The following is a 20906-nucleotide window of genomic DNA, read 5'->3' as shown; positions in this document are numbered from 1 at the left end:
GCAACTAGCCAGACTAAACTGATAATTCTTCATTTCTCTCCCCTCACAAGAGTTGTCGGTGTATATCACTATGGGGATTATCTTAGCACTGAATAAATACTCATATAGCTTTTATAGCTATAGCCAATAGGCTTAGGACGGGGTGCAGGGGTTCCACCCCTGCGTGGGGGCGCAGCCCCACACCCCCTGTCCTAACAGATCTGTCTACGGCTATAAATCTTCACTATAAATTTCACCAAAGTTCACCAGAATTTCACGATTCCTTGATAATAATATCTCCAGAACTTCCGATAACTTAAGACTGGCGATCGCTAGCCAGTCGTCATGAATACCGCAGCGCAAACCTGCCTAACCCTTAGATTGGAGCACCCCTATGGCACTTAACTTCAACGCTCAAACCACATTTGCAGTGGGGAATAATCCCAGAGCCGTGGCCGTGGGGGACTTCAACGGCGATGGCAAGCCCGACCTGACCGTCGCGAGCGCGGTGAGCAACAACGTCTCCGTCTTGCTGGGCAATGGCAGTGGCAGCTTCGGCAGCCAAACCACTTTTGCGGTGGGGAATTATCCCACATCCGTGGCCGTGGGGGACTTCAACGGCGATGGCAAGCCCGACTTAGCCACCGCGAACGGTCTCAGCGACAACGTCTCTGTCTTGCTTGGCGACGGCAGTGGTGGCATTGTCAGTCGAGCCGATTTTGCAGTGGGGATAGCTCCCTTCTCCGTGGCCGTGGGGGACTTCAACGGCGATGGCAAGCCCGACTTAGCCACCGCGAACCGCAGCAGCAACAACGTCTCAGTTTTACTGGGTAATGGCAGTGGCAGCTTCGGCAACCAAACCACTTTTGCGGTGGGGATTATTCCCACATCCGTGGCTGTGGGGGACTTCAACGGCGATGGCAAGCCCGACTTAGCCGTCACGAACGGTGGCGGCAACGTCTCCGTCTTGCTGGGCAATGGCAGTGGCAGCTTCGGCAGCCAAACCACATTTGCAGTGGGGAATTATCCCAGATCCGTGGCTGTGGGGGACTTCAACGGCGATGGCAAGCCCGACTTAGCCACCGCGAACCAAGGCAGCAGCAACGTCTCCGTCTTGCTGGGCAATGGCAGTGGCAGTTTCGGCAGCCAAACCACTTTTGCGGTGGGAACTAATCCCATCTTTGTGGATGTGGGGGACTTCAACGGCGATGGCAAGCCCGACTTAGCCACCGCGAACTATAACAGCAACAACGTCTCCATCTTGCTGGGCAATGGCAGTGGCAGTTTCAGCAGCCAAACCACTTTTGCAGTGGGGAGTAATCCCAGATCCGTGGCCGTAGGCGACTTCAACGGCGATGGCAAGCCCGACTTAGCCGCCGCGAACCAAAGCAGCAGCAACGTCTCCGTCTTGCTCAATAGTTCTTCTACTTTAGCGATCGCCGCCGATGCTAGCGCCAATGCAACCGAAGGCAATAGCGGTACAAAAGCTTTCACCTTCACAGTGACGCGATCGGGCGATAACAGCGGCACTTCCTCTGCTAATTGGGCGGTGACGGGTTCGGGAGCCAATCCCGCCAATGCCACCGACTTCGGCGGCACGTTTCCCACAGGCACGGTCAACTTCGCTGCCAACGAGACCAGCAAAACGATTACCGTAAACGTCAGCGGTGACACCACAGTAGAACCAGATGAGAACTTCACTGTCACGCTCTCCAACCAATCTGGAGCAAACATTACTACCGCTACTGCGACTGGTACGATTCAAAACGACGACGCTGGGCTGGCAATTAGCGCCGATGCCAGCGCTACCCAAACGGAAGGTAACAGCGGCACCAAAGCCTTCACCTTCACAGTGAACCGCACCGGAGATGCCAGCGGTACTGCCTCCGCCGCCTGGACGGTCGCGGGTTCGGGAGCTAATCCCGCCAATGCCACCGACTTCGGCGGCACGTTTCCCACGGGCACGGTCAACTTCGCTGCCAACGAGACCAGCAAAACGATTACTGTAAACGTCAGCGGTGACACCACAGTAGAACCCAATGAGAACTTCACTGTCACGCTCTCCAACCCATCTGGAGCAAACATTACTACCGCTACTGCGACTGGTACGATTCAAAACGACGACGCTGGGCTGGCAATTAGCGCCGATGCCAGCGCTACCCAAACGGAAGGTAACAGCAGCACCAAAGCCTTCACCTTCACAGTGAACCGCACCGGAGATGCCAGCGGTACTGCCTCCGCCGCCTGGACGGTCGCGGGTTCGGGAGCTAATCCCGCCAATGCCACCGACTTCGGCGGCACGTTTCCCACGGGCACGGTCAACTTCGCTGCCAACGAGACCAGCAAAACGATTACCGTAAACGTCAGCGGTGACACCACAGTAGAACCAGATGAGAACTTCACTGTCACGCTCTCCAACCCATCTGGAGCAAACATTACTACCGCTACTGCGACTGGTACGATTCAAAACGATGACGCTGGGCTGGCAATTAGCGCCGATGCCAATGCCAGCCAAACCGAAGGCAATAGCGGGATCAAAGCCTTCACGTTTACCGTGACGCGCACAGGCAATACCAGTGGAACTTCCTCTGCCGCCTGGACGGTTGCGGGTTCGGGAGCCAATCCCGCCAATGCCACCGACTTTGGCGGCACGTTTCCCAGTGGCACGGTCAACTTCACTGCCAACGAGACCAGCAAAACGATTACCGTAAACGTCAGCGGTGACACCACAGTAGAACCAGATGAGAACTTCACTGTCACGCTCTCCAACCCATCTGGCGCAAACATTACTACCGCTACTGCGACTGGTACGATTCAAAACGACGACGTTATCCGCTCAGGCTTCGCCATAACTGCCGTCAACGCCAGCCAAACAGAAGGTAATTCTGGCTATAAAAATTTCACATTTAATGTCAGTCGCAATGTCAATATCAACAATTTTGCACTGGTAAACTATGCCGTCAGCGGCAGCGGCACCAATCCTGCCAATGTCGATGACTTTGGCGGTTTCTTCCCCTCTAGTTATCTTTCCTTCTTCGCAGGACAAACCAGCCAGATCCTGAATATCCAGGTGCGAGGAGATATTGTTAACGAGCTGGATGAGGACTTCACCGTGGCGCTCGTCAGCACTTCAGACGGATCGCCGATCGCCGTACCAACAGCTACAGGCACAATTCTCAACGACGATACTGTTCCCACCCTTGCGATCGCTCCCAAGAATGCCAATCAAACTGAAGGGAATAGCGGCAATAAAGCCTTTACATTTACAGTGACGCGCACGGGCGATACGACTGGTGCGAACAACGTGAACTGGGCAGTGACGGGCAGTGGAGGCAATCCCGTTAATGCAACGGATTTTGGTGGTGGTATTTTGCCCTCAGGTACGCTCAGCTTTACAGCATCGCAAACCAGCAAGGACATCACCATTAATGTCTTGGGCGATGCCGTGGTGGAACCAGATGAGAACTTCACAATTACCCTCTCCGACCCTACAAATGGAGCGGTAATTGGCACTGCAATGGCAGCGGGTGCGATTGTTAACGACGATATCATTGTCGGCGGCACTGGCAACGATTCTCTGACAGGCACCGCAGGCAACGACACGATTTCCGGCTTGGGCGGTCTGGACACCTTATCCGGTCTGGCTGGCAACGATTCCATTAATGGAGGCGATGGTAACGACATTCTCATTGGCGGACTCGGCAACGATACGTTACTGGGAGGTAACGGCAATGACACTCTAACTGGAGCCGATCCTACCAGTGGCTTTGGGCTGAATGAGATAGACAGATTGACTGGTGGCGCAGGGAGCGATCGCTTTATCTTAGGCGATAGTACCAGAACCTATTACTTTGGCAATGGGATATCCGACTATGTTCTCATCACCGACTTCGGCGCGGGCGATGTAATTCAAACTCATAGTGGCGATACGCTGACGATTGGCGGAGTGATGCCTGGTGGCATCGCTTCCGGCACGGCGCTCTATCTCGGCACCGATCTAGTTGCCGTGGTGCAGGGGAATGTCCCAACTCCTGCCTCTTTTGCACAGGTCTAAGCTTAAATCCTGCTCCTAATCCGATCCCAAATCCCGATCTGTATAGCCCCTTTCCTCAGAGTCTGCGCAGGCAGACTTTGTTTGTACCGTGTTTCACTCCTTCACCCCATCAATATAGCGGTTTTCAGATGAAAACGAGAAGGGGGTTTGGGGGCGTTGCCCCCAAGAAGGGGTTCTACCCCTTCACCCCGTCAATAAAACCTGTTCTTAATTGAAAAACGCTATAAAACCTGTTCTCAGTTGAAAAACGCTATATTTATAGCCGTAGACAGATCTGTTAGGACAGGGGGTGTGGGGGGTGTGCCCCCACGCAGGGGTTCTACCCCTGCACCCCGTCCTAAGCCTAGTGGCTACAGCCATACATGCACTTGAGTACATCTGTGCTATATCTAAATGCAATACTTAATCAGCGTTAGACCGAAAAAGCTGACTGCTGAAAGCTGACCGCTAACCGCCAGGATATTTGCCAATGGAAATGTTTTGCGATCGCTACTTCACGGATTGGCTGGCAAGGGAGCAGATAAGCCTCGCTTGCACGACCTATCAGACCAGTCGCCTGATGCTATTGGGGGTGAATCCAGAAAATGGTAGCGTTTCAGGTTTTGAGCGCATTTTCGATCGCGCAATGGGCCTATATGCTACAACAGAACGCATGTATCTCAGCACCAAGTATCAGATCTGGCAGATCGATAATGTGTTGGAAGCGGGACAGGCATATAACGGCTACGATAAGCTTTATATACCGCGCATTGGCTATACTACGGGCGATCTGGACGTTCACGATCTGGTAGTGGATGATACTGGTAAATTGATTTTCGCCAGCACGATGCTAAACTGCCTGGCAACGCTCAGCGATCGCCATAGCTGCAAGCCGATCTGGAAACCCAACTTTATCTCTAAAATTATCAACGAAGATCGCTGCCATTTGAATGGATTGGCAATGGTGGAGGGGAAGCCAAAGTATACCACCTCTTGCAGCCGTTCCGATGCGATTGATGGCTGGCGCGATCGCCGCCGGAATGGAGGTTGCGTCATCGATGTTCCTTCCGGTGAGATTATATTTACAGGATTGTCCATGCCGCACTCACCGCGCTGGTATCGCGATCGCCTGTGGTTGCTCAACTCCGGCACGGGGGAATTTGGCTATGTGGACTTACAGGCGGGTAAGTTTGAAGCCATTGCCTTTTGTCCTGGTTTTTTGCGGGGCTTGGCCTTTCATCAAGACTATGCCATTGTTGGACTCTCAAAACCGAGGGGAGGCGATCGCACGTTTTCAGGCTTGCCGTTAGACGATCGACTGATGGCAAAGGATACCGACCCGCAATGCGGCTTGATGGCGATCGACCTGCGGACGGGTGCGATCGCTCACTGGTTCCGATTTGAGGGCATCATCACCGAACTCTATGACGTGCAGGTGTTGCCACAGGTGAAGCGCCCGATGGCACTGGGATTCCAAACGGAAGAGATCGTCCAGTTAATCACTCTGGAGCCTTTGCAAGAGGAGACTGGACGGGCTATCTCGGAACCTCCAAAGGAAGAGATGGCACGGGCGATCGCCTCGGAGTCTTTGCAGGAAGCGACTGCGCGGGTAACGGACTCAAAACCTCTAAAAGAAGAAGAATCGATCCGCCTGGAATACAAAAATCTGGTAATTAAATCCCACCAGGACGGCGGATTCTTCTCGAACTTTAATAAAGTGCTCAACTGGTTATCCAGGATCGATCGAGAATGTAATGTCTGGGTGGATTGGATGTATACGGGAACGGAATCAGCGTTTCGCTATGGCGATGCGATCGGAGAAAATATTTGGGAAATTTTCTTTGAACCGATTTCTAATGCAGTGCCAGTGGCAGATGCAGTCGTACAGGATCTGTATATAGATTTCACGATGACAGGGGCAGGCGCTCATTTGATGTATTTGGGAACTGATTTTCAATCGGTAAGAAATCGCTACGGGCAGATTTTTACAGAATTCATTCGAGTCAGGTCGGAGTTGCAGGCTGAAGCGGAGCGGATCTACGCAGAACTAATGGATGGATATTTTTGCATCGGCGTGCATAAACGACACCAACTACATCGGGTTGAGGATTTCTATTTACAGCCCGTGCCGATTCCCAATATTATCGATGCTATTCGCAAAGTTATGCCTTCAACAGGCAAGGTGCGAGTCTTTTTGGCGACAGATGAGGAAGATGCGATCGCTGCTTTTTCAGAAGCTTTTGACGATCGCCTGATTTACCAAGCTGAAGCGGCGCGATCGCCTGCGGTAGCCCGTCAAGAAATCCATTGGAATCGCGAGTATCGAGGGTCGTATTTAGGGAAACAGGTTTTGATGGATGCATTGCTGCTGGCGCGGTGTCAGATATTGGTACATGGTGTCAGCAATTTGTCTACAGCGGTGTTGATGATGAATCCGCAAGTGCAAACGGTATATCTTTATCAAGACGACCAAGGGCAAACCCAAATTCACGCGCCGCAAACCCCTCCTTTCGCCGATCGCCCCGCATCGATTGTAGACCCTGCCCAGGCATTGTTCGATCGCGCTCGCTATGCCAAACACTACAATATGGGAGAAGAGGCCGAACTATCTTTGAGGGAAGCGATTCGACTCCAGCCCGGTCATTGGGGAGCTTGCAATAATTTGGGAACGATGTTGCAACAGCGAGGAAAGGTATCGGAAGCAAAAACTTTCTACGAGCAGGCGCTGCGATTTAAACCCGACTTTGGGGAGGCAATTTCTAACCTCGCTAGCACCTGGCAGTTGGATGACGAACTGGAAAGGGCAAAAGCAGGATTCATCAAGGCTTTACAGCTTAAACCCGACTACGTTCCCGCCCATTTTAATCTGGCGACGATCTATAAGCAGCAGGGACGCTTGGGGGCGGCGGTAGACCACTTTCAAAGAGTAGTTGAGTTGCGTCCCAACTACCACCAGGCTCATTTTCAGTTAGCTCTAATTTATGAGTATCAGGAAAAGCTAGAAGAAGCTCTCAATTCCTATACCATCTTGCGACAAATTCATCCTCAGGATGGCGAAACTTATGATATTTTAGAGAGCATTATCTATCGCAGATTATGCGACTGGAGCGATTACGATCGTCGCCAGCAAGCAATTATCGACTATATCCAATCTCCATCTAAAACATCGCCTGGTGCGATCAATCCCTTTGTACTCAGCTCGTTTCCTCTTCCCCTGTCGTTACACCACTCCGCCGCACGGGAATTTGCGCTTAATATTCAGCAAGCGGCTGCTAAAACGCGAGAGCGATTAAATTTTCAACATTTGCGCGACCAAACCCCAAAACTGCGCGTCGGTTATATCTCGCCCGACTTTCGCGAACACGCTGTCGGTCGCTTAGTTCATGATATGTTTCGATATCACGATCGCGAGGAATTTGAAGTTTATGTCTATTCCACTGTGGATTTCAACGATCGCATTACCCAGCATATTCGCGAGCATTGCGATGTATTTGTCGATCTTTCGCTCCTTTCGACCGAAGCAGCGGCGCGGAGAATTCATGCCGATGGCATTCAGATTTTAATCGATCTAGCTGGCTATACGGTGAATAACGGCTCTGAGATTCTGGCATTGCAGCCCGCTCCTATTCAGGCGCAGTTTCTGGGCTATCCCGATACGATGGGAGCCGATTTCATGCAATACGCGATCGCCGATCGCTGGTTAATCTCGCCGGAAATCGCCGCTTCTTATACAGAAGAGATTATCTATCTACCCCACGCCTTTGGCGCTTCGCCGCTAGAAATCTCCGATCGCGCCATGACTCGCTCCGAGTTTGGCGTACCGGAATTGGCATTTGTCTTTTGCTGCTTCAATTCCCATTACAAAATCGAACCAGAGGTGTTTGGCGCGTGGATGGAGATCTTAACGGCAGTGCCCCATGCGGTGTTATGGCTGACTGGCAGCGCGCCCAGGATAACGGATAACCTGCGATCGCACGCTACCCGGCATGGCATTGACCCAGCCCGCCTGATTTTCACAGAGAAATTACCCCATGCGGAATATATGGCGCGATATCGCCTGGCAGATCTATATCTCGATACGTTTATCTATAATGCGGGTTCGACGGCAACGGCGGCATTGTGGGCAGGGGTTCCCCTATTGACGAAGTTGGGAAATACAAATGCTTCGCGGATGGGAGCGAGTATCTGCGCGGCGGCGGGTTTGGAAGATCTGATCTGCGATCGCACCGAAACATATTTACAAAAGGCAATTCATCTAGCTACTCATCCTCAAGAACTGGCAGAAATTCGCAATCGTTTGCAGGAAAATCGCGATCGCTTGCCTCTATTCGATCTCAAGGGGTTCGTGCGGAGTCTGGAAGTCGCTTTTCGACAGATGTGGGATAGCGATTGAGAAAGATGTACTCCACGAGGTATAGGTGAGATTCGTTTGCCCGGAAGGAGGGAAACCTCTGAGGATGGGCAGCATGGGAGGATATTAGCTAATAATTATGACTCGCTAACCCTTCTTCATTTGATGTTAGGGTGCCTCCTTTTGTTGAAAGTCCTGCGTTAATTATTGCTTAGGTGGTATTGAGGTTTGGATACAGGATCGCCTACATTACAGACGTTCCCATCCTGCGATCGCTTTGTGGGGAGAGTAAGGTGACGCTGCTGATAGCAATTAGCTTTACGGTTCTTGCTACTAATTTCAGGATGGCGATTCTTAAATTTATTTCGACACAAGGGTCAATGAGTACTGTAAATTGCAAAGAGGAATGCGTTAACGGTTGCATTCTGGGCGATAAATGCCCGCACTTAGAATATTTAGCAACAGCACGCAAATTTATTGCCGAACATTCAGTGGATCGCATGATTGAGATTGCAGACAGCAGATTCAATCCACCTGCGCAGGACAAAGAAGATCGCTAGAGATCTACTGATTGTCAGGTGCTGTGGGAGCGCGCTTAGGCGAAGGAATCAGATAGGCCACGATCGCGGCACCGACAAAGCCAGCTACGTTACGGACAATTGGTAACCAGTCACCCGTACGCGATATTACGGGACCAATGCCAAAGGCAATAAATAACATGCCCCACAGTGGTGTCATCACCAGTGCCCACCGCCAAGCAAATACCTCCCCGTCCTTGCGAGGGTGACCCGCATAGCCAAAAATGAAACCACCTAAAATTGAGGTTAGCAGGGTCAAAATCCACTGTTCCTGTGGCAAGCCTGGTACTACCTTACAGCCATCGTTTGCCAGACAGGTTTCAATGGCATTGATCGATGACAAGATCGAGCGATCGTATCCCTCATCGCGCACGTAGAATTGGTTGCCGTAACGAGACTGTAACTCGATCCAAAAGACTCGAGGTAAGAGATCGTAGACGCTGTCGCCCACGTTAAAGTTGAGTAGATTGCGCCGGCTAGAGTCTGCTACTAACATGACACTACGCTCGTTTAAACCCCAGAAATCCTTAACGGCTCGACCTGGAGTACGATCCACTTGGGTCAATACGCGCAACTTCCAACCAGTTTTTTGCTCGAATTTTGTTAGTTCTTTATCCAGCTCAGCCTCTTGAAAATCACTCAGAAACCGACCCAGATCGATCACGTTAGTTGGGTGGGTGGGCAAAAGTTCTGGTGCATCTATAGCCTTTGCTGGTGCAGGATTTACTAAAGTAGCGCTCAAGAATAGTACGAGCGCGATCGCACCAATGCTAATACGAACACAAGCACGATTCACAATTGTTGTAAATCTTTGGCGAAAGAGTTGACCCATAATTAATATAAAAATTTTTAAACCTTTACTAAATTGTAAACTTTGATATAAGCATTTAATCCTATTTGCCTCTAGCTTAGTTAAGCAACTGTAAGATTTTGCTTCTAGTTACCATCAATTTTTAACTATTCTCGATCACTTATGTCTGCTCCGATCCAATGGTATCCAGGTCACATCGCTAAAGCGGAAAAAGAGCTAAGCGAGCAACTCAAACGCGTTGATGTTGCGATCGAAGTCAGGGATGCACGCATTCCCCTCGCCAGCCATCACCCCAAAATGAAGTACTGGGTTGAAGGGCGATCGCACCTGCTGGTTCTCAATCGCATGGACATGATTTCCAGTTCGGAGCGATCGCAGCTATTGCAATGGTTTAACCAACAGGGCCGTACGGTTTATTTCACCGATGCCCAATCGGGTAAAGGAGTGCAGGCACTACTCAAGGCAGCACAGGCAGCGGGCGATAGTGTCAACCAGAGGCGACGCAGTCGGGGCATGTTGCCCCGCCCCGTGCGTGCGGTTGTAATCGGGTTTCCCAATGTGGGTAAGTCCGCTCTGATTAATCGCTTGCTCAAACGGCGAGTCGCCGAAAGCGCTAACCGTCCTGGCGTGACGCGGCAACTGCGCTGGATTCGCATTTCCGACCAGATCGAATTGCTCGATACACCAGGTATTCTGCCACCTCTACTGGACGATCGCGAAGCCGCAATCAAGCTGGCGATCTGCGATGATATCGGACAAGCCGCCTACGATTGCTCTCTGGTAGCCGCTGCTGCGATCGAGTTGCTGAGCGAGCTAGGAGTACCGCTTGCCGAGCGCTACGGATTAGACATGCAAGATCCGCAGATCGGATCGGGTATGGACTTTATTCTGACTCTGGCACAAAGCGATCGCTATGCTGGCAACTCAGATCGGGTTGCCAACCAAATCCTGCACGATTTTCGCAAAGGACGCTTGGGCGCGATCGCCTTGGAAATGCCCAGCTTAACGTCCCCTATATTGTCTGGTAACTGAAGTCGCAGCTACACGAACAAACAAGAAAAAGGGGGAATAAAACGGGATTTGGGATTAAACTAGCACTGACTTAGCGATCGCTTCTTCTAAAGACCGGATTTGTTCGCGCAAGGAAGGGCCGTAGACTTCGCAGGAGTTATTGGGGCTTTCGATCAGCTTAATGCGATACAGTTCCGCACCAATTTGGCGGATGGGTTCGGTCAGAACGTTTTGAATGTAGACGGCAATATTTTCAGCGGTGGGGACAACCTCGGCAAAATAAGGAATATCTTTATTCAAAAACGTGTGATCCATTGGTTCGACTACATGGCGATCGATTGCTGCCTGAAACGCTACCAGATCGGCGATCGTGCCTGTACGAGGGTCCATTTCACCTGCGATCGTGACTTCCAGATGGTAATTATGGCCGTGTCCGTGGACGCGAGCGCATTTGCCGTAGATCGCCGTATTTTCTTCCAGACTGAGGCGATCTGAAGCCAGTCGATGCGCGGCGGAAAAATGAGTGCTAACTGTAAGATGTGCTTGCATGTCTTTACCTTGATAGTCTGCCCAAAGCTTGGGATGTTCAAATAGCTGAATATTCACTAAGGGGAGGTGAGGCGACAGTCGCTGCCAAATTACCCTGGCAATATTCTCGGTCGTGGGAAGGGTTTGTTCAAACTCCGGCCAAACGGCATTGAGATAGCTAAAGTTAAGTTGGGAAACAACTTCTCTGGCGATCGTATGCTTGACATCCGACAGGTTCAAAACCATACCATTGTCATCTATATCGCCCTCCATTGACACGTAGAGGACATAATTATGACCGTGACCTGGGAAATTCGTACAAGCCCCAAATCTTGCTTCGTTTTCTGATGCTGAAAGCTCAGGCAGCCAGTACCGATGACTGGCAGAAAACTCTGCCCTTCGGTTGATTACACATCTTGCCATTTAGATCGTGGGGTAGGGCTATTGATTGCAATATTGCAGTTTCTTTATACTAACTTAACATTCCGTTCGTAATTCTGGCATGTACTGCTAGAAGTAATTATCAGATCGGGACGATCTGCTTGCGGACGGATCATCTCGTCCAAGTATTTGGATCGCCTAAATTTGCATCAGTATCTAGACTAGCCAGGGTGTTGGCATCGCCGACTACGGATTTGATGCCCTCCAGCGTCGAGGCGATCGCTCTGGGATCCATAAATAAAACCTTACTGCTACCGCTGCTGCCCACTACTGTGCCCATATCAATGTAGTTTTGTGCCAACAGGAATTGCAGGATTTCCTTTGCCTGTGGGTTATCTTTGCTAGCTTGCAGCAGAACTTGTAATGCCTGAGCCGTACCTTGCGATCGCAGGATTTTTTCCTGGCGCTCCGCCTCCGCCTTCAGGATTCTTGCCTGCTTGACACCCTCTGCTTCCAGGATGGCAGCTTTTTGGGCTGCTTCAGCGGTAAGGATTTGGGCATCGGCTTGACCTCTGGCTTTGTTGATCGCAGCTTCCCGCTCGCCTTCAGAGGTTAAAATGGCCGATCGCTTTTTGCGCTCTGCTGTCATTTGCAGTTCCATCGATTCCTGCACGGCTTTGGCAGGCAGAATATCGCGTAGCTCTACCCGCGTTACCTTAACGCCCCAGGGATCGGTGGCTTCATCGAGATCGCGTAGCAGGATCTCATTGATTTGACTGCGGGCGGTAAAAGTTTGATCGAGTTCCAAATTGCCAAGCTCGGCTCGAATTTGGGTTAGCACGATATTAGTCATGGCCTGGCGCAGATTTTCGACGCGATACCAAGCTTTTTCCATATCGACAATCCGCCAGTACACCACGGCATCTGCCGTAATCGAAACATTATCGCGGGTGATGCACTGCTGCGGTGGAATATCTAACACCTGTTCCTTAACTGTATTGCGATAGGCAACCCTATCCATCACCGGCGTAATGAAATTCAGACCTGGCGAGAGCTTGCGACTGTACTTACCAAGGGTTTCTATCAAAGCTTCCTCGCCTTGACTAATTACTTTGATCGAATTCCATCCAGCCACAAAACTGACGACTATAAAAGCAGTCAAGCCACCAAAAAAGTCCATATTTCTCTTGCTCCTCCATGTTGGTATTGATATAGCAATCCTAAGTCATTTATGAGCGGGGTGCAGGGGTAGAACCCCTGCGTGGGGCGCAGCCCCACACCCCCTTTTTCACAAATCATTTGCGATTGCTATAGGTGGGTTATTCATATTCATGCTCGTGTGCCGCCAACCATTTTTCAGGCATCACGATCAGGGTTGTTCCTTGCCGACGCAGTACGTGTACTTTTTGGTCAGCAGGGATGGCAACCCTCACATCATCGCAACGGGCTTTCCAAGAAACCCCTTCGTACTGCACCCGTCCGCTCTGACCAGCCGGAATTTCTGTCAGCGTCACTCCCTCTGCGGCTTCTGCCAGTCTTTTAGAATCGCGAGGCACAAAACGTCGAATAACCAGGGTAAATGCCACCGCTAGAGCGATCCAAACAGCAACGTGAACGATTGTAAAAGGCACTACCAAAGCAATTAGAGCCACGATTACCGCACTCAAACCCATTGCTCCAGCAATCAGGAAAGTCGGCAAAGGTACGAGCAACTCCAGCAGCAGCAGCGCCAAACCAATCGCAAACCAAATTTGACTGGGGGTCAAGTTCATAGTCAATAAATCAATGCTTTATCTATTTTACTGGCTGCAACTTACACCCTGTTAAAGCAATCATTGGTAACGCTCCCATAACGAAAGCTGGCTTAGCCTTTTTTTTAACTACACTCTCTAGTTTCGGCCAGGTAGATCGGCTTGAGTTAAATTAATACCAATTTAAAAATGAGTCGTGGGTGAGCTTAAAAAACAAAAAATAACGACCATTGCCTCTTAGAATTAACCTGGTACATATTTTAGACAGATCGTTTAGGAGATCTCCGATGCCTGTTGCAGTTGGAGTAATAGAAACAAATGGCTTTCCGGCAGTGTTAGCGGCGGCTGATGCCATGGTCAAGGGTGGCAAGGTTACGCTCGTACATTTTAGTTTGGCAGAGAGTGCCAGATTTATCGTGGCGGTACGCGGTAGCGTCTCGGAAGTCAAGCCTGCAATGGAAGCAGGTATTGAAGCAGGTAATAAGACTTATGGTGGCGAGGTAGTTACTCACTACATCGTGCCCAATCCACCTGAAAATGTTATAGGAGTCTTGCCACTTGACTACACGGATGTCGATCTACCGTTCCGCTAAGTAACCAAAACTCGTACAATAAAAACCCAGCGATCGCAGAAATTTATCACAGGAGATTTCATAGAATGGCACAGCAGGCAGTTGGCGCACTGGAGACAAAAGGCTTTCCAGGAGTTTTGGCCGCAGCAGATGCAATGGTTAAGGCTGGTCGGGTAACTTTAGTGGGGTACCTCAGGTGTGGAAGTGCTAGGTTTTGTGTTTTGATTCGGGGCGATGTGTCTGAAGTCAAAACCTCAATGGATGCAGGTATAGTGGCAGCAGAAACTGCTTACGGTGGTGTCCTGGAAACTTGGGTGATTATTCCACGTCCTCATGAGAATGTTGTCGCGGTACTGCCGATTGATTTCACGGCGGAAGTGGAGTTATATCGTCAAGCTGCTGAAGGCATGAGATTACCCGGCAGAGGCTCTTAGCATTCCGCAAATTCACAGGTTCGTCTAGCTCGTGTTACATAACAAAGAACTAATCTGGCGTTACCTCCGGCGCGGCCTGATTGCACTACTCGCGATCTACCTCGCCTTTGTCCTCAGGCAAACCATGCAGCTTATGCTGGGCAGCCTGTTTTTTGCTGGGGCAATTACGCCACTAGTCGAAAGCATGGAGAAATATCGCATTCGCCGAGGTGTGGCGATCTCGATTATCTATTTGGGCGTTTTACTCATTATCGTGCTGACCATAGCACCTGCGCCCAGAATAATTGCAGAGTTAGGTCTGTTTTTTACAAATTTACCGGAACTGGTCAAGCAAATTCCAGTTCCCACTCAGCCAATTTTTAATATCGATCCACAACGACTTACCGAACTATTACAGCCGAAAGTCATCCTGGATCAAGTCCAAGCGTTTGGCAAGGAGTTGGCAAGCCAGACGGTTAACTTCACGCTTAGCCTGATTAATGCTCTGGGCGTAACCTTGCTCAGTATGTTGATTACAGGCTACATGGTAGTCCATGCCAAGGAGCTATTGCGTAAGGTACTCAGACCATTTGCTCCTGAGGTACGCGCTCAGGTCTACACGTTGATTCCTCCGATTACCCGCTGCCTTGGTGCGTATGTCTTAGGCAGAATTGGCACCTCGGCATTGTTGGGATTTTGCACCTATCTGGCACTGGCGTTTTTAAACGTTCCGTTTGCGGGGGCTTTAGGATTACTGGTAGCGGTATCTAATCTAATCCCCTTTGTTGGCCCGATCTTGGGGTTAATTCCTATGGTGATTGCCGCTTGGGGGATGGGAGTTGGCAAAGTCATTGCCGTAGTTGGCATATCATTCGTATTGCAGCAGATTGAGGCATTTATCCTGCAACCCTGGTTGGTGGGGCCATATCTCAACCTCGATCCGTTTGAGTTGTTGCTGTCAATTATTGTGGGTGCGGAACTGCTGGGTGTAGTGGGGGCGATAATTGCACCACCTGTAGCGGGAATCGGTCGGATACTTTTCAACCATTTCTACGGGCACAAACTCATGGCAGAGGAATCAGATAGTTTAGATGCATTGCCCTCTGGAGAACTGCAAGACGGGAGTGCGGATGCTAAGGCAATTAGTGCTGGCGATCGCGATCGCAAAGATGACGAGATTTCCGAAAATCATGGTAAATAATTATTGCTAAATGTGTTGATATATTACTCAGCCTGCTCTGGTTGTAAAGAAAATGGGAAAGAGCTGTAAGTGGTTGGTTTTGCTGTGGTTACCTATGAAAAAATTACCCTCGATCGCCGCAGCATTAACTCTGCAAGGTGTTTTGGCAAGTATAGCGATCGGTGTTACGAGTGCCAGTGTCGCGATCGTTACTAGCGCGATCGCTCCTTACTCGCTATATGCCCAACCTCAACCGAATTCTTCTAAACGCTCTTCTCCTCGATCGCTACAGCCATCTAAGCCAACAGTTATGTCTCCCTCCGTGGCTTTACCTAAATTGCCAGAAGGTAGTTTGGTCAGAGGTGACACTCCTACCCCTGTATATGTAATTAATGCGGGGCGGCGGCGGCTCGTTCCCAATCCTGCCACCTTCGACGCACTCGGCTACAGGTGGGAAAAAGTCACGCAGATTCCAGAACAGCAGCTCAAAGCGATTCCAGAGCTACCACCAATTTTACTCAAAAGCAATCCTGACTTTAAAGATGGCACGCTGGTTAAAGATAGCAGCGATCGCGTTTATCTAATTAGCCTGGGCGGGCGCAGGTTGATTCCAGATGCGAAGACATTTGAGTCGCTAGGATACAAACAAGAAGATGTCCGACAGATATCCGATCGAGAGATGAAGTCCCTGCCAGAATACGCACCTTTATCTCTTAATTCTCTCTCTTTTAAAGACGGAACTCTCTTGAAGGGCAGCTTGCCAGCAGTTTATGTCATCAGTGGCAATAAGCGTAGGTTGATTCCCGATGAAGCCACATTCAAGGCTTTGGGCTACAAGTGGGAAAACGTGCAGACAATTAGCGATCGCGCGCTCAGTGCCATTCCAGAGCTGCCGCCACTGACTGGGCGAATAATTTTCCAGGATGGTACTTTACTCAAAGGTAGTAGTGCTGCCATCTACGTGATCAGTTCGGGGCGGCGGCGCTTGATTCCCAACGCTCGCACCTTTGAAGCTTTGGGCTACAGGTGGGAAAGCGTCCAGCAAATCTCCGATCGCCAGCTAGAGAGCATCCCAGAAATGCCGCCTTTACCTTCGTTTTAAGAAAGCCTCAAGACTCGCTGGTCATGACCAGAGCCTTTTTTTGGGGATTCGGGGGTGTGGTAGTTGATTCCCTAGATACACGGACAAACTTGACAGGATTGGTATATTCCTTCAGCTCGACTGGTAGCGTAGTGACAATTTGACCGCTGGGAGTGGTATTAAACCGGCCACAGAGAATCTTTTTGCCTTCCATAAATGCCCACAGGTGATATGCCTCTCCCTCTGGTAAGGGAGGCAGGTTTTGCAGAGCAAACACAACCCTGCCAGCATGTAAATCTAACATGACACTTCCCATAGAAGTGCTGGCTGCAGGCGTTCCTTTAAGGTGAAACACGTATAGTTCGGACTCTTCAACCTTGCTGCCGGACATTTTCTGTAAGGCTAACTTCTGGCGCAGTTGGTAATTATCGATCGCGACTCCTACAGCAACCAGAGCAAGAGCTATAGCCGCAATTCTGCGCCATTTTATCGCTGGGAGTTTTATCGCTGGTAAAGTAAGGCGCAAACGCTCGAAAATACCGACCTGGGCTTGAGCAGCTTTAATAATCCTGTTTTTTAGTTCTGCGGGGGCAGCAACTAGAGGAGGCGTACGTCCGATGAGTCCGATGACTTCCTCTAGTTGCTTCATTTTTGTCGTTAAACTCGGATCTGCTTGCAGGTAGCGCTCGAACTCCGCCGCTTCCTCAGGAGAAAGCGCGTTAAGAACATATCCCACCATTAATTCCTCCAGGTGTTCGGGTATTGGTTCTTGGGGAGAGGATGGCGGCATAGGATGTGAAATTTAACTTATGAGCTTGCGAATTTAACTTAATGAGCTAATTTATGAGATCTTCTAGCGATTGTCGTAGCTTCGTAAAACCCAGTCGAAACCAGCTTTTCACGGTTCCGAGCGAAACTTCTAAACGATCGGATATTTCCCGTTGCGTCAGTCCCTCAAAATAAGACATCTCAAGTGCCTGACGCTGGTTTTCTGGCAAATTGGCGAGCGCTAAGCGCACCCGTTGACCTACTTCATCGGCAGCAACTTCATCCAAAGGAGCACTGCTGAACTGTTTGTCCGTTATCTCTTTGCCAGATCGTTCTAGCATAGTTCGCGTCTTCTTCTGCGATCGCAACCGATCGATCGCCCGCGATCGCACCAGCACTAATAGAAAAGTTTTAAAAGAGCCGCGATCGGGGTTAAAAGTACAGGCTCTCCACAGGGATAAAAAAATCTCCTGCACCAAATCTTCTGCTTCCTGAGGATTGCCGAGAATTCGTAACGCCAGACTGTACATAATGTCTCCATAGAGATCGTATAACTGCCCCAGGACTAAGGGCTGTCTAGTCTGCAATGCCCGGAATAACTCCAGATCGGAGGGTGGTGCGTCCACAGGCGACTGAAAGTAAGCTGGTAGTGAATCGGATCTCATTTAACCAGAAAACTAGAGCATTCCCAAGCATTTTTATCGACCTGGTTTGTTTACTCGGGGGAATTTATTTGGGCGATCGCGTTGCGCCAATTAGCAAGTCAGTCAATCAAACAAAAATAGCATCCAGAGATAGATCGATCGATGTCGTATCTGTGAAGATGGCGATTAGATCGTTATTGTCGCTGCGCCGCAGTAAAGTATCTCCAGAGGAACTATTACTGAAATCGAACTCTAACCTGTAGTTAGCGGCACCACCACTCAACTGAATTGTGTCTCCTTCTGCTCCAGAGAAATCCAGAACTATGGCAAAAGAGTCGTCAGCACCATAGAAAGTACCGTTCGCATCAGCTAGGACAAAAATGTCGGCACCCAACCCTCCTTGCAAGGTATCGACTTCTCCTGCACCACCGCCAAAGCCATTCAGGATATCATCGCCCCGATTGCCATGGAGAAAATCGTCGCCTTCTCTACCAATCAGATCGTCGGCACCTCTGCCGCCAAGCATGCTGTCATCGCCGATGCCGCCATCGAGCGTATCCCTGCCTCTACTACCCGAAAGACTGTCATCGCCGCCATTGCCGAATAGATCGTCATCACCCATACCACCGTGAAAATCCTCGTTGGCATCGTTCCCAACGAAGCGATCGTTGCCGCGATCGTCGATTTCAAAGTGGTTTCCTCTGTCGTCAATTTCAAAGTGGTTGCCGCGATCGTCGAACAGGTCGTGGTTCGCACCATCATCGAGACCAGAGTGTCGAACATCACCGGGTAGAGTATCATCTCTGCCACCACCACTGCTGTTATCATCGCTTCCAGACATGTCTTTACTCCTTTGTTTTGCTAGCCATCACATGTACTACGCAAATTTTCGATCTAAGGATCACTGCAAAAACATAAAAAGCGATTAGTGCATAAGATTTTGGTACTTTATTTTGTATTTTGTTAAATAAACCCCAAGATGGGGACATTACCAAAAAAAGCCGGATAATAAAGCTAATGGTTGATTTATTTTGCAAATAGGAGAATAAATTCCCCTATGGGGAATTTATATAGCATTTTGCATAGTAATATATAGTTAGCTGGAAGCCCCAAAGTCTCTGCTTTCTATACATGGCTTCGCTGAGAGTTACCGATAGTGTAAATTGGTTAAATAGGTTGTCCCAAAAATCTTCATTTCCCAAAACTCGGAGTTATTTTGCTATGCTCCAAAGGCTGTACGTACATAACTTTAGATGCCTGGAGAATTTTGAATTTTCCCTCAAGGAAATATCATCCGCACTTTTAATTGGAAGAAATGGTGTGGGTAAGTCAACCATTGCTAGTTCACTAGAGCTATTTCAGAGCATTGGTCAAGGTGTCAATAGAGTTAGTCAGCTAGTCCAACCCAAAGACTTTTCCCCCAATAGATCTAATGTCCCAATTCGATTCGAAATAGAGGTGCTAATTGAAAACAAGTTGTATAAGTATGTGCTTGCATTGGAGTTGCCCGAAGGCTTTAAAGAACTTCGGGTATTTGAAGAACAATTGCTAGTTTCAGGAGAGGCGGTTTACTCTAGAAAAGAAGCCCAAGTTACTCTTACTTCACGAAATCGAGAAGCTCAGTTCTTAGTAGATTGACATCTTATTGCCCTTCCAGTGATCCAAGAACAATCAGAAACCGATCCGCTACGTATTTTCAGAACTTGGCTTGCACGAATGATTATTCTAGCTCCAATTCCAAGCTTGATTACTGGAGACTCCAACGGTGAAACTTTGGAGCCAAAGCGAGATGGTTCAAATTTTGGAGAGTGGTTCTCAGGGTTGCTTAGCCGTTATCCTGCTGCTTATAAAGAGATAGACAAATACCTCCAAGCAGTAATGCCTGATATTAGCGATATTCAAAATGAATTAGTTGGCAAAGACTTCAAGAGTATGATCGTCAGGTTTGAAAAGAATAATACAAACTTGACTATTGAATTTAAAGACTTGTCTGATGGAGAGAAATGCTTTTTCCTTTGTGCAGTTGCCCTAGCTGCCAACAAATACTACGGCCCACTTTTTTGCTTTTGGGACGAGCCTGATAACTACCTTTCTTTATCAGAAGTTGGACATTTTGTTGTTTCACTACGACGTTCTTTTAAAAATAGTGGGCAACTTTTAGCAACCTCACACAATGAGGAGGCTATCCGAAAATTTTCGAGTGAAAACACTTTTTTGCTCGATCAGAAAAGCCATCTAGAACCAACTTTGATCCAATCGCTGAGCGAAGTATCTATCAGCGGCGACCTTATAGATAACTTAATCCTTGGTGATACAGAATTATGAGTGTTAACAAGTACTTTCCACATATTCTTGTATTGCCCGAAGATGAGGCTGATTCAGACATCGCAAATGGTTTTTTGCTTCATCCTCAACTTAACGAACGATCGATTCAAGTTTTGCCATATGTCGGTGGCTGGAAAGTAGTAGTAGAGAAGTTTACAACGAATTTTATACCTAAAATGCGACAGTATCCGAATAGATATTTTGTATTACTTATTGATTTTGATAGACAAGAAAGTTGCCTTGATTACGTCAAGCAACAGATTCCAGATGATGTAAAGGACAGAGTTTTTGTCCTTGGAGTCTTATCTAATCCAGAGGAATTAAGAAAGAGTCTTGGAAAGAGCTTTGAATCGATTGGAGAGTCTCTTTCAGCTAATTGTTCTGATAATACTGATGGATTATGGGGGCACGATCTTCTCAGGCATAACAAAACTGAGTTGGAGCGTATGATTTCTTCTGTCAAGCCATTTCTTTTTAATTAAGGTAGATAAAGCCTTGCG

At 49.1% G+C, this 20906-nt stretch carries 17 protein-coding genes and 1 pseudogene; 10 read left to right on the top strand and 8 right to left on the bottom strand.

Annotated elements, in window-relative coordinates; translation table 11 throughout:
• Window positions 1–210 precede the first annotated feature (210 nt).
• Window positions 211–342: a hypothetical protein gene (locus PSE6802_RS35340; RefSeq protein WP_263970344.1), complete on the bottom strand. Its 132-nt coding sequence runs from the start codon at window positions 340–342 to the stop codon at window positions 211–213.
• A 31-nt stretch (window positions 343–373) separates the two neighbouring features.
• Between PSE6802_RS35340 and PSE6802_RS31035 the strand changes: the two genes are divergently transcribed.
• The 3 genes from PSE6802_RS31035 to PSE6802_RS35815 all read left to right on the top strand — a co-directional run bounded on the left by PSE6802_RS31035 (window position 374) and on the right by PSE6802_RS35815 (window position 8923).
• Window positions 374–4033, top strand: coding sequence for a beta strand repeat-containing protein (locus PSE6802_RS31035; protein WP_019500309.1), 3660 nt, complete (start codon window positions 374–376; stop codon window positions 4031–4033).
• Between the two features lie 469 nt (window positions 4034–4502).
• Window positions 4503–8405 (top strand): TIGR03032 family protein, encoded by a 3903-nt coding sequence (locus PSE6802_RS31940; RefSeq protein WP_019500308.1) that lies wholly within the window; start codon window positions 4503–4505, stop codon window positions 8403–8405.
• A 302-nt stretch (window positions 8406–8707) separates the two neighbouring features.
• Window positions 8708–8923, top strand: coding sequence for a hypothetical protein (locus PSE6802_RS35815; protein ID WP_019500307.1), 216 nt, complete (start codon window positions 8708–8710; stop codon window positions 8921–8923).
• 4 nt (window positions 8924–8927) lie between these two features.
• Here PSE6802_RS35815 and PSE6802_RS0112005 read toward each other — a convergent pair whose 3' ends face one another.
• The gene (locus PSE6802_RS0112005; protein WP_019500306.1) at window positions 8928–9773 is read right to left on the bottom strand and encodes a TPM domain-containing protein; all 846 of its coding nucleotides are present in this window, start codon (window positions 9771–9773) and stop codon (window positions 8928–8930) included.
• Between the two features lie 141 nt (window positions 9774–9914).
• Between PSE6802_RS0112005 and ylqF the strand changes: the two genes are divergently transcribed.
• Window positions 9915–10784, top strand: a complete 870-nt coding sequence (gene ylqF, locus PSE6802_RS0112000; protein ID WP_019500305.1) for a ribosome biogenesis GTPase YlqF — start codon at window positions 9915–9917, stop codon at window positions 10782–10784.
• A gap of 54 nt (window positions 10785–10838) precedes the next feature.
• Here ylqF and PSE6802_RS0111995 read toward each other — a convergent pair whose 3' ends face one another.
• The 3 genes from PSE6802_RS0111995 to PSE6802_RS0111985 form a co-directional block, all read right to left on the bottom strand.
• Window positions 10839–11714, bottom strand: coding sequence for a 6-carboxytetrahydropterin synthase (locus PSE6802_RS0111995; protein WP_026103251.1), 876 nt, complete (start codon window positions 11712–11714; stop codon window positions 10839–10841).
• A 130-nt stretch (window positions 11715–11844) separates the two neighbouring features.
• Entirely contained in the window at window positions 11845–12852 is a 1008-nt protein-coding gene (locus PSE6802_RS0111990) for an SPFH domain-containing protein (RefSeq protein ID WP_019500303.1), read from the bottom strand.
• Between the two features lie 139 nt (window positions 12853–12991).
• Window positions 12992–13444: an NfeD family protein gene (locus PSE6802_RS0111985; RefSeq protein WP_019500302.1), complete on the bottom strand. Its 453-nt coding sequence runs from the start codon at window positions 13442–13444 to the stop codon at window positions 12992–12994.
• Window positions 13445–13710: 266 nt separating this feature from the next.
• On the opposite strand from PSE6802_RS0111985, the gene PSE6802_RS0111980 reads away from it, so the two are divergent.
• The 4 genes from PSE6802_RS0111980 to PSE6802_RS0111965 all read left to right on the top strand — a co-directional run bounded on the left by PSE6802_RS0111980 (window position 13711) and on the right by PSE6802_RS0111965 (window position 16690).
• Window positions 13711–14016, top strand: coding sequence for a carbon dioxide-concentrating mechanism protein CcmK (locus tag PSE6802_RS0111980; protein ID WP_019500301.1), 306 nt, complete (start codon window positions 13711–13713; stop codon window positions 14014–14016).
• A 65-nt stretch (window positions 14017–14081) separates the two neighbouring features.
• Window positions 14082–14429 (top strand): carbon dioxide-concentrating mechanism protein CcmK, encoded by a 348-nt coding sequence (locus tag PSE6802_RS0111975; protein ID WP_019500300.1) that lies wholly within the window; start codon window positions 14082–14084, stop codon window positions 14427–14429.
• 31 nt (window positions 14430–14460) lie between these two features.
• A complete protein-coding gene (locus tag PSE6802_RS0111970; protein WP_019500299.1) occupies window positions 14461–15609 on the top strand; it encodes an AI-2E family transporter in 1149 nt (382 codons plus the stop codon).
• A 94-nt stretch (window positions 15610–15703) separates the two neighbouring features.
• Window positions 15704–16690, top strand: a complete 987-nt coding sequence (locus PSE6802_RS0111965) for a hypothetical protein (protein ID WP_019500298.1) — start codon at window positions 15704–15706, stop codon at window positions 16688–16690.
• A 7-nt stretch (window positions 16691–16697) separates the two neighbouring features.
• Here the strand turns inward: PSE6802_RS0111965 and PSE6802_RS0111960 are convergent, their stop codons facing one another.
• The 3 genes from PSE6802_RS0111960 to PSE6802_RS33395 form a co-directional block, all read right to left on the bottom strand.
• Complete coding sequence (locus tag PSE6802_RS0111960) at window positions 16698–17459, bottom strand: anti-sigma factor domain-containing protein (protein WP_036945627.1); 762 nt, start codon at window positions 17457–17459, stop codon at window positions 16698–16700.
• Window positions 17460–17505: 46 nt separating this feature from the next.
• Window positions 17506–18102, bottom strand: a complete 597-nt coding sequence (locus tag PSE6802_RS0111955) for a sigma-70 family RNA polymerase sigma factor (protein ID WP_019500296.1) — start codon at window positions 18100–18102, stop codon at window positions 17506–17508.
• 106 nt (window positions 18103–18208) lie between these two features.
• The gene (locus PSE6802_RS33395; protein WP_019500295.1) at window positions 18209–18922 is read right to left on the bottom strand and encodes a calcium-binding protein; all 714 of its coding nucleotides are present in this window, start codon (window positions 18920–18922) and stop codon (window positions 18209–18211) included.
• A 380-nt stretch (window positions 18923–19302) separates the two neighbouring features.
• Here PSE6802_RS33395 and PSE6802_RS35810 point away from each other — a divergent pair.
• A pseudogene (locus PSE6802_RS35810) lies at window positions 19303–20406 on the top strand (AAA family ATPase).
• A complete protein-coding gene (locus PSE6802_RS0111940; protein WP_019500292.1) occupies window positions 20403–20888 on the top strand; it encodes a hypothetical protein in 486 nt (161 codons plus the stop codon). Before PSE6802_RS35810 ends, PSE6802_RS0111940 begins: the two are co-directional and overlap by 4 nt.
• Window positions 20889–20906 lie beyond the last annotated feature (18 nt).

The organism is Pseudanabaena sp. PCC 6802 (genome assembly GCF_000332175.1).
Lineage (GTDB): Bacteria > Cyanobacteriota > Cyanobacteriia > Pseudanabaenales > Pseudanabaenaceae > PCC-6802.
Note: the sequence above shows the minus strand (reverse complement) of the source record. Positions and strands in the feature narration are given on the sequence as shown.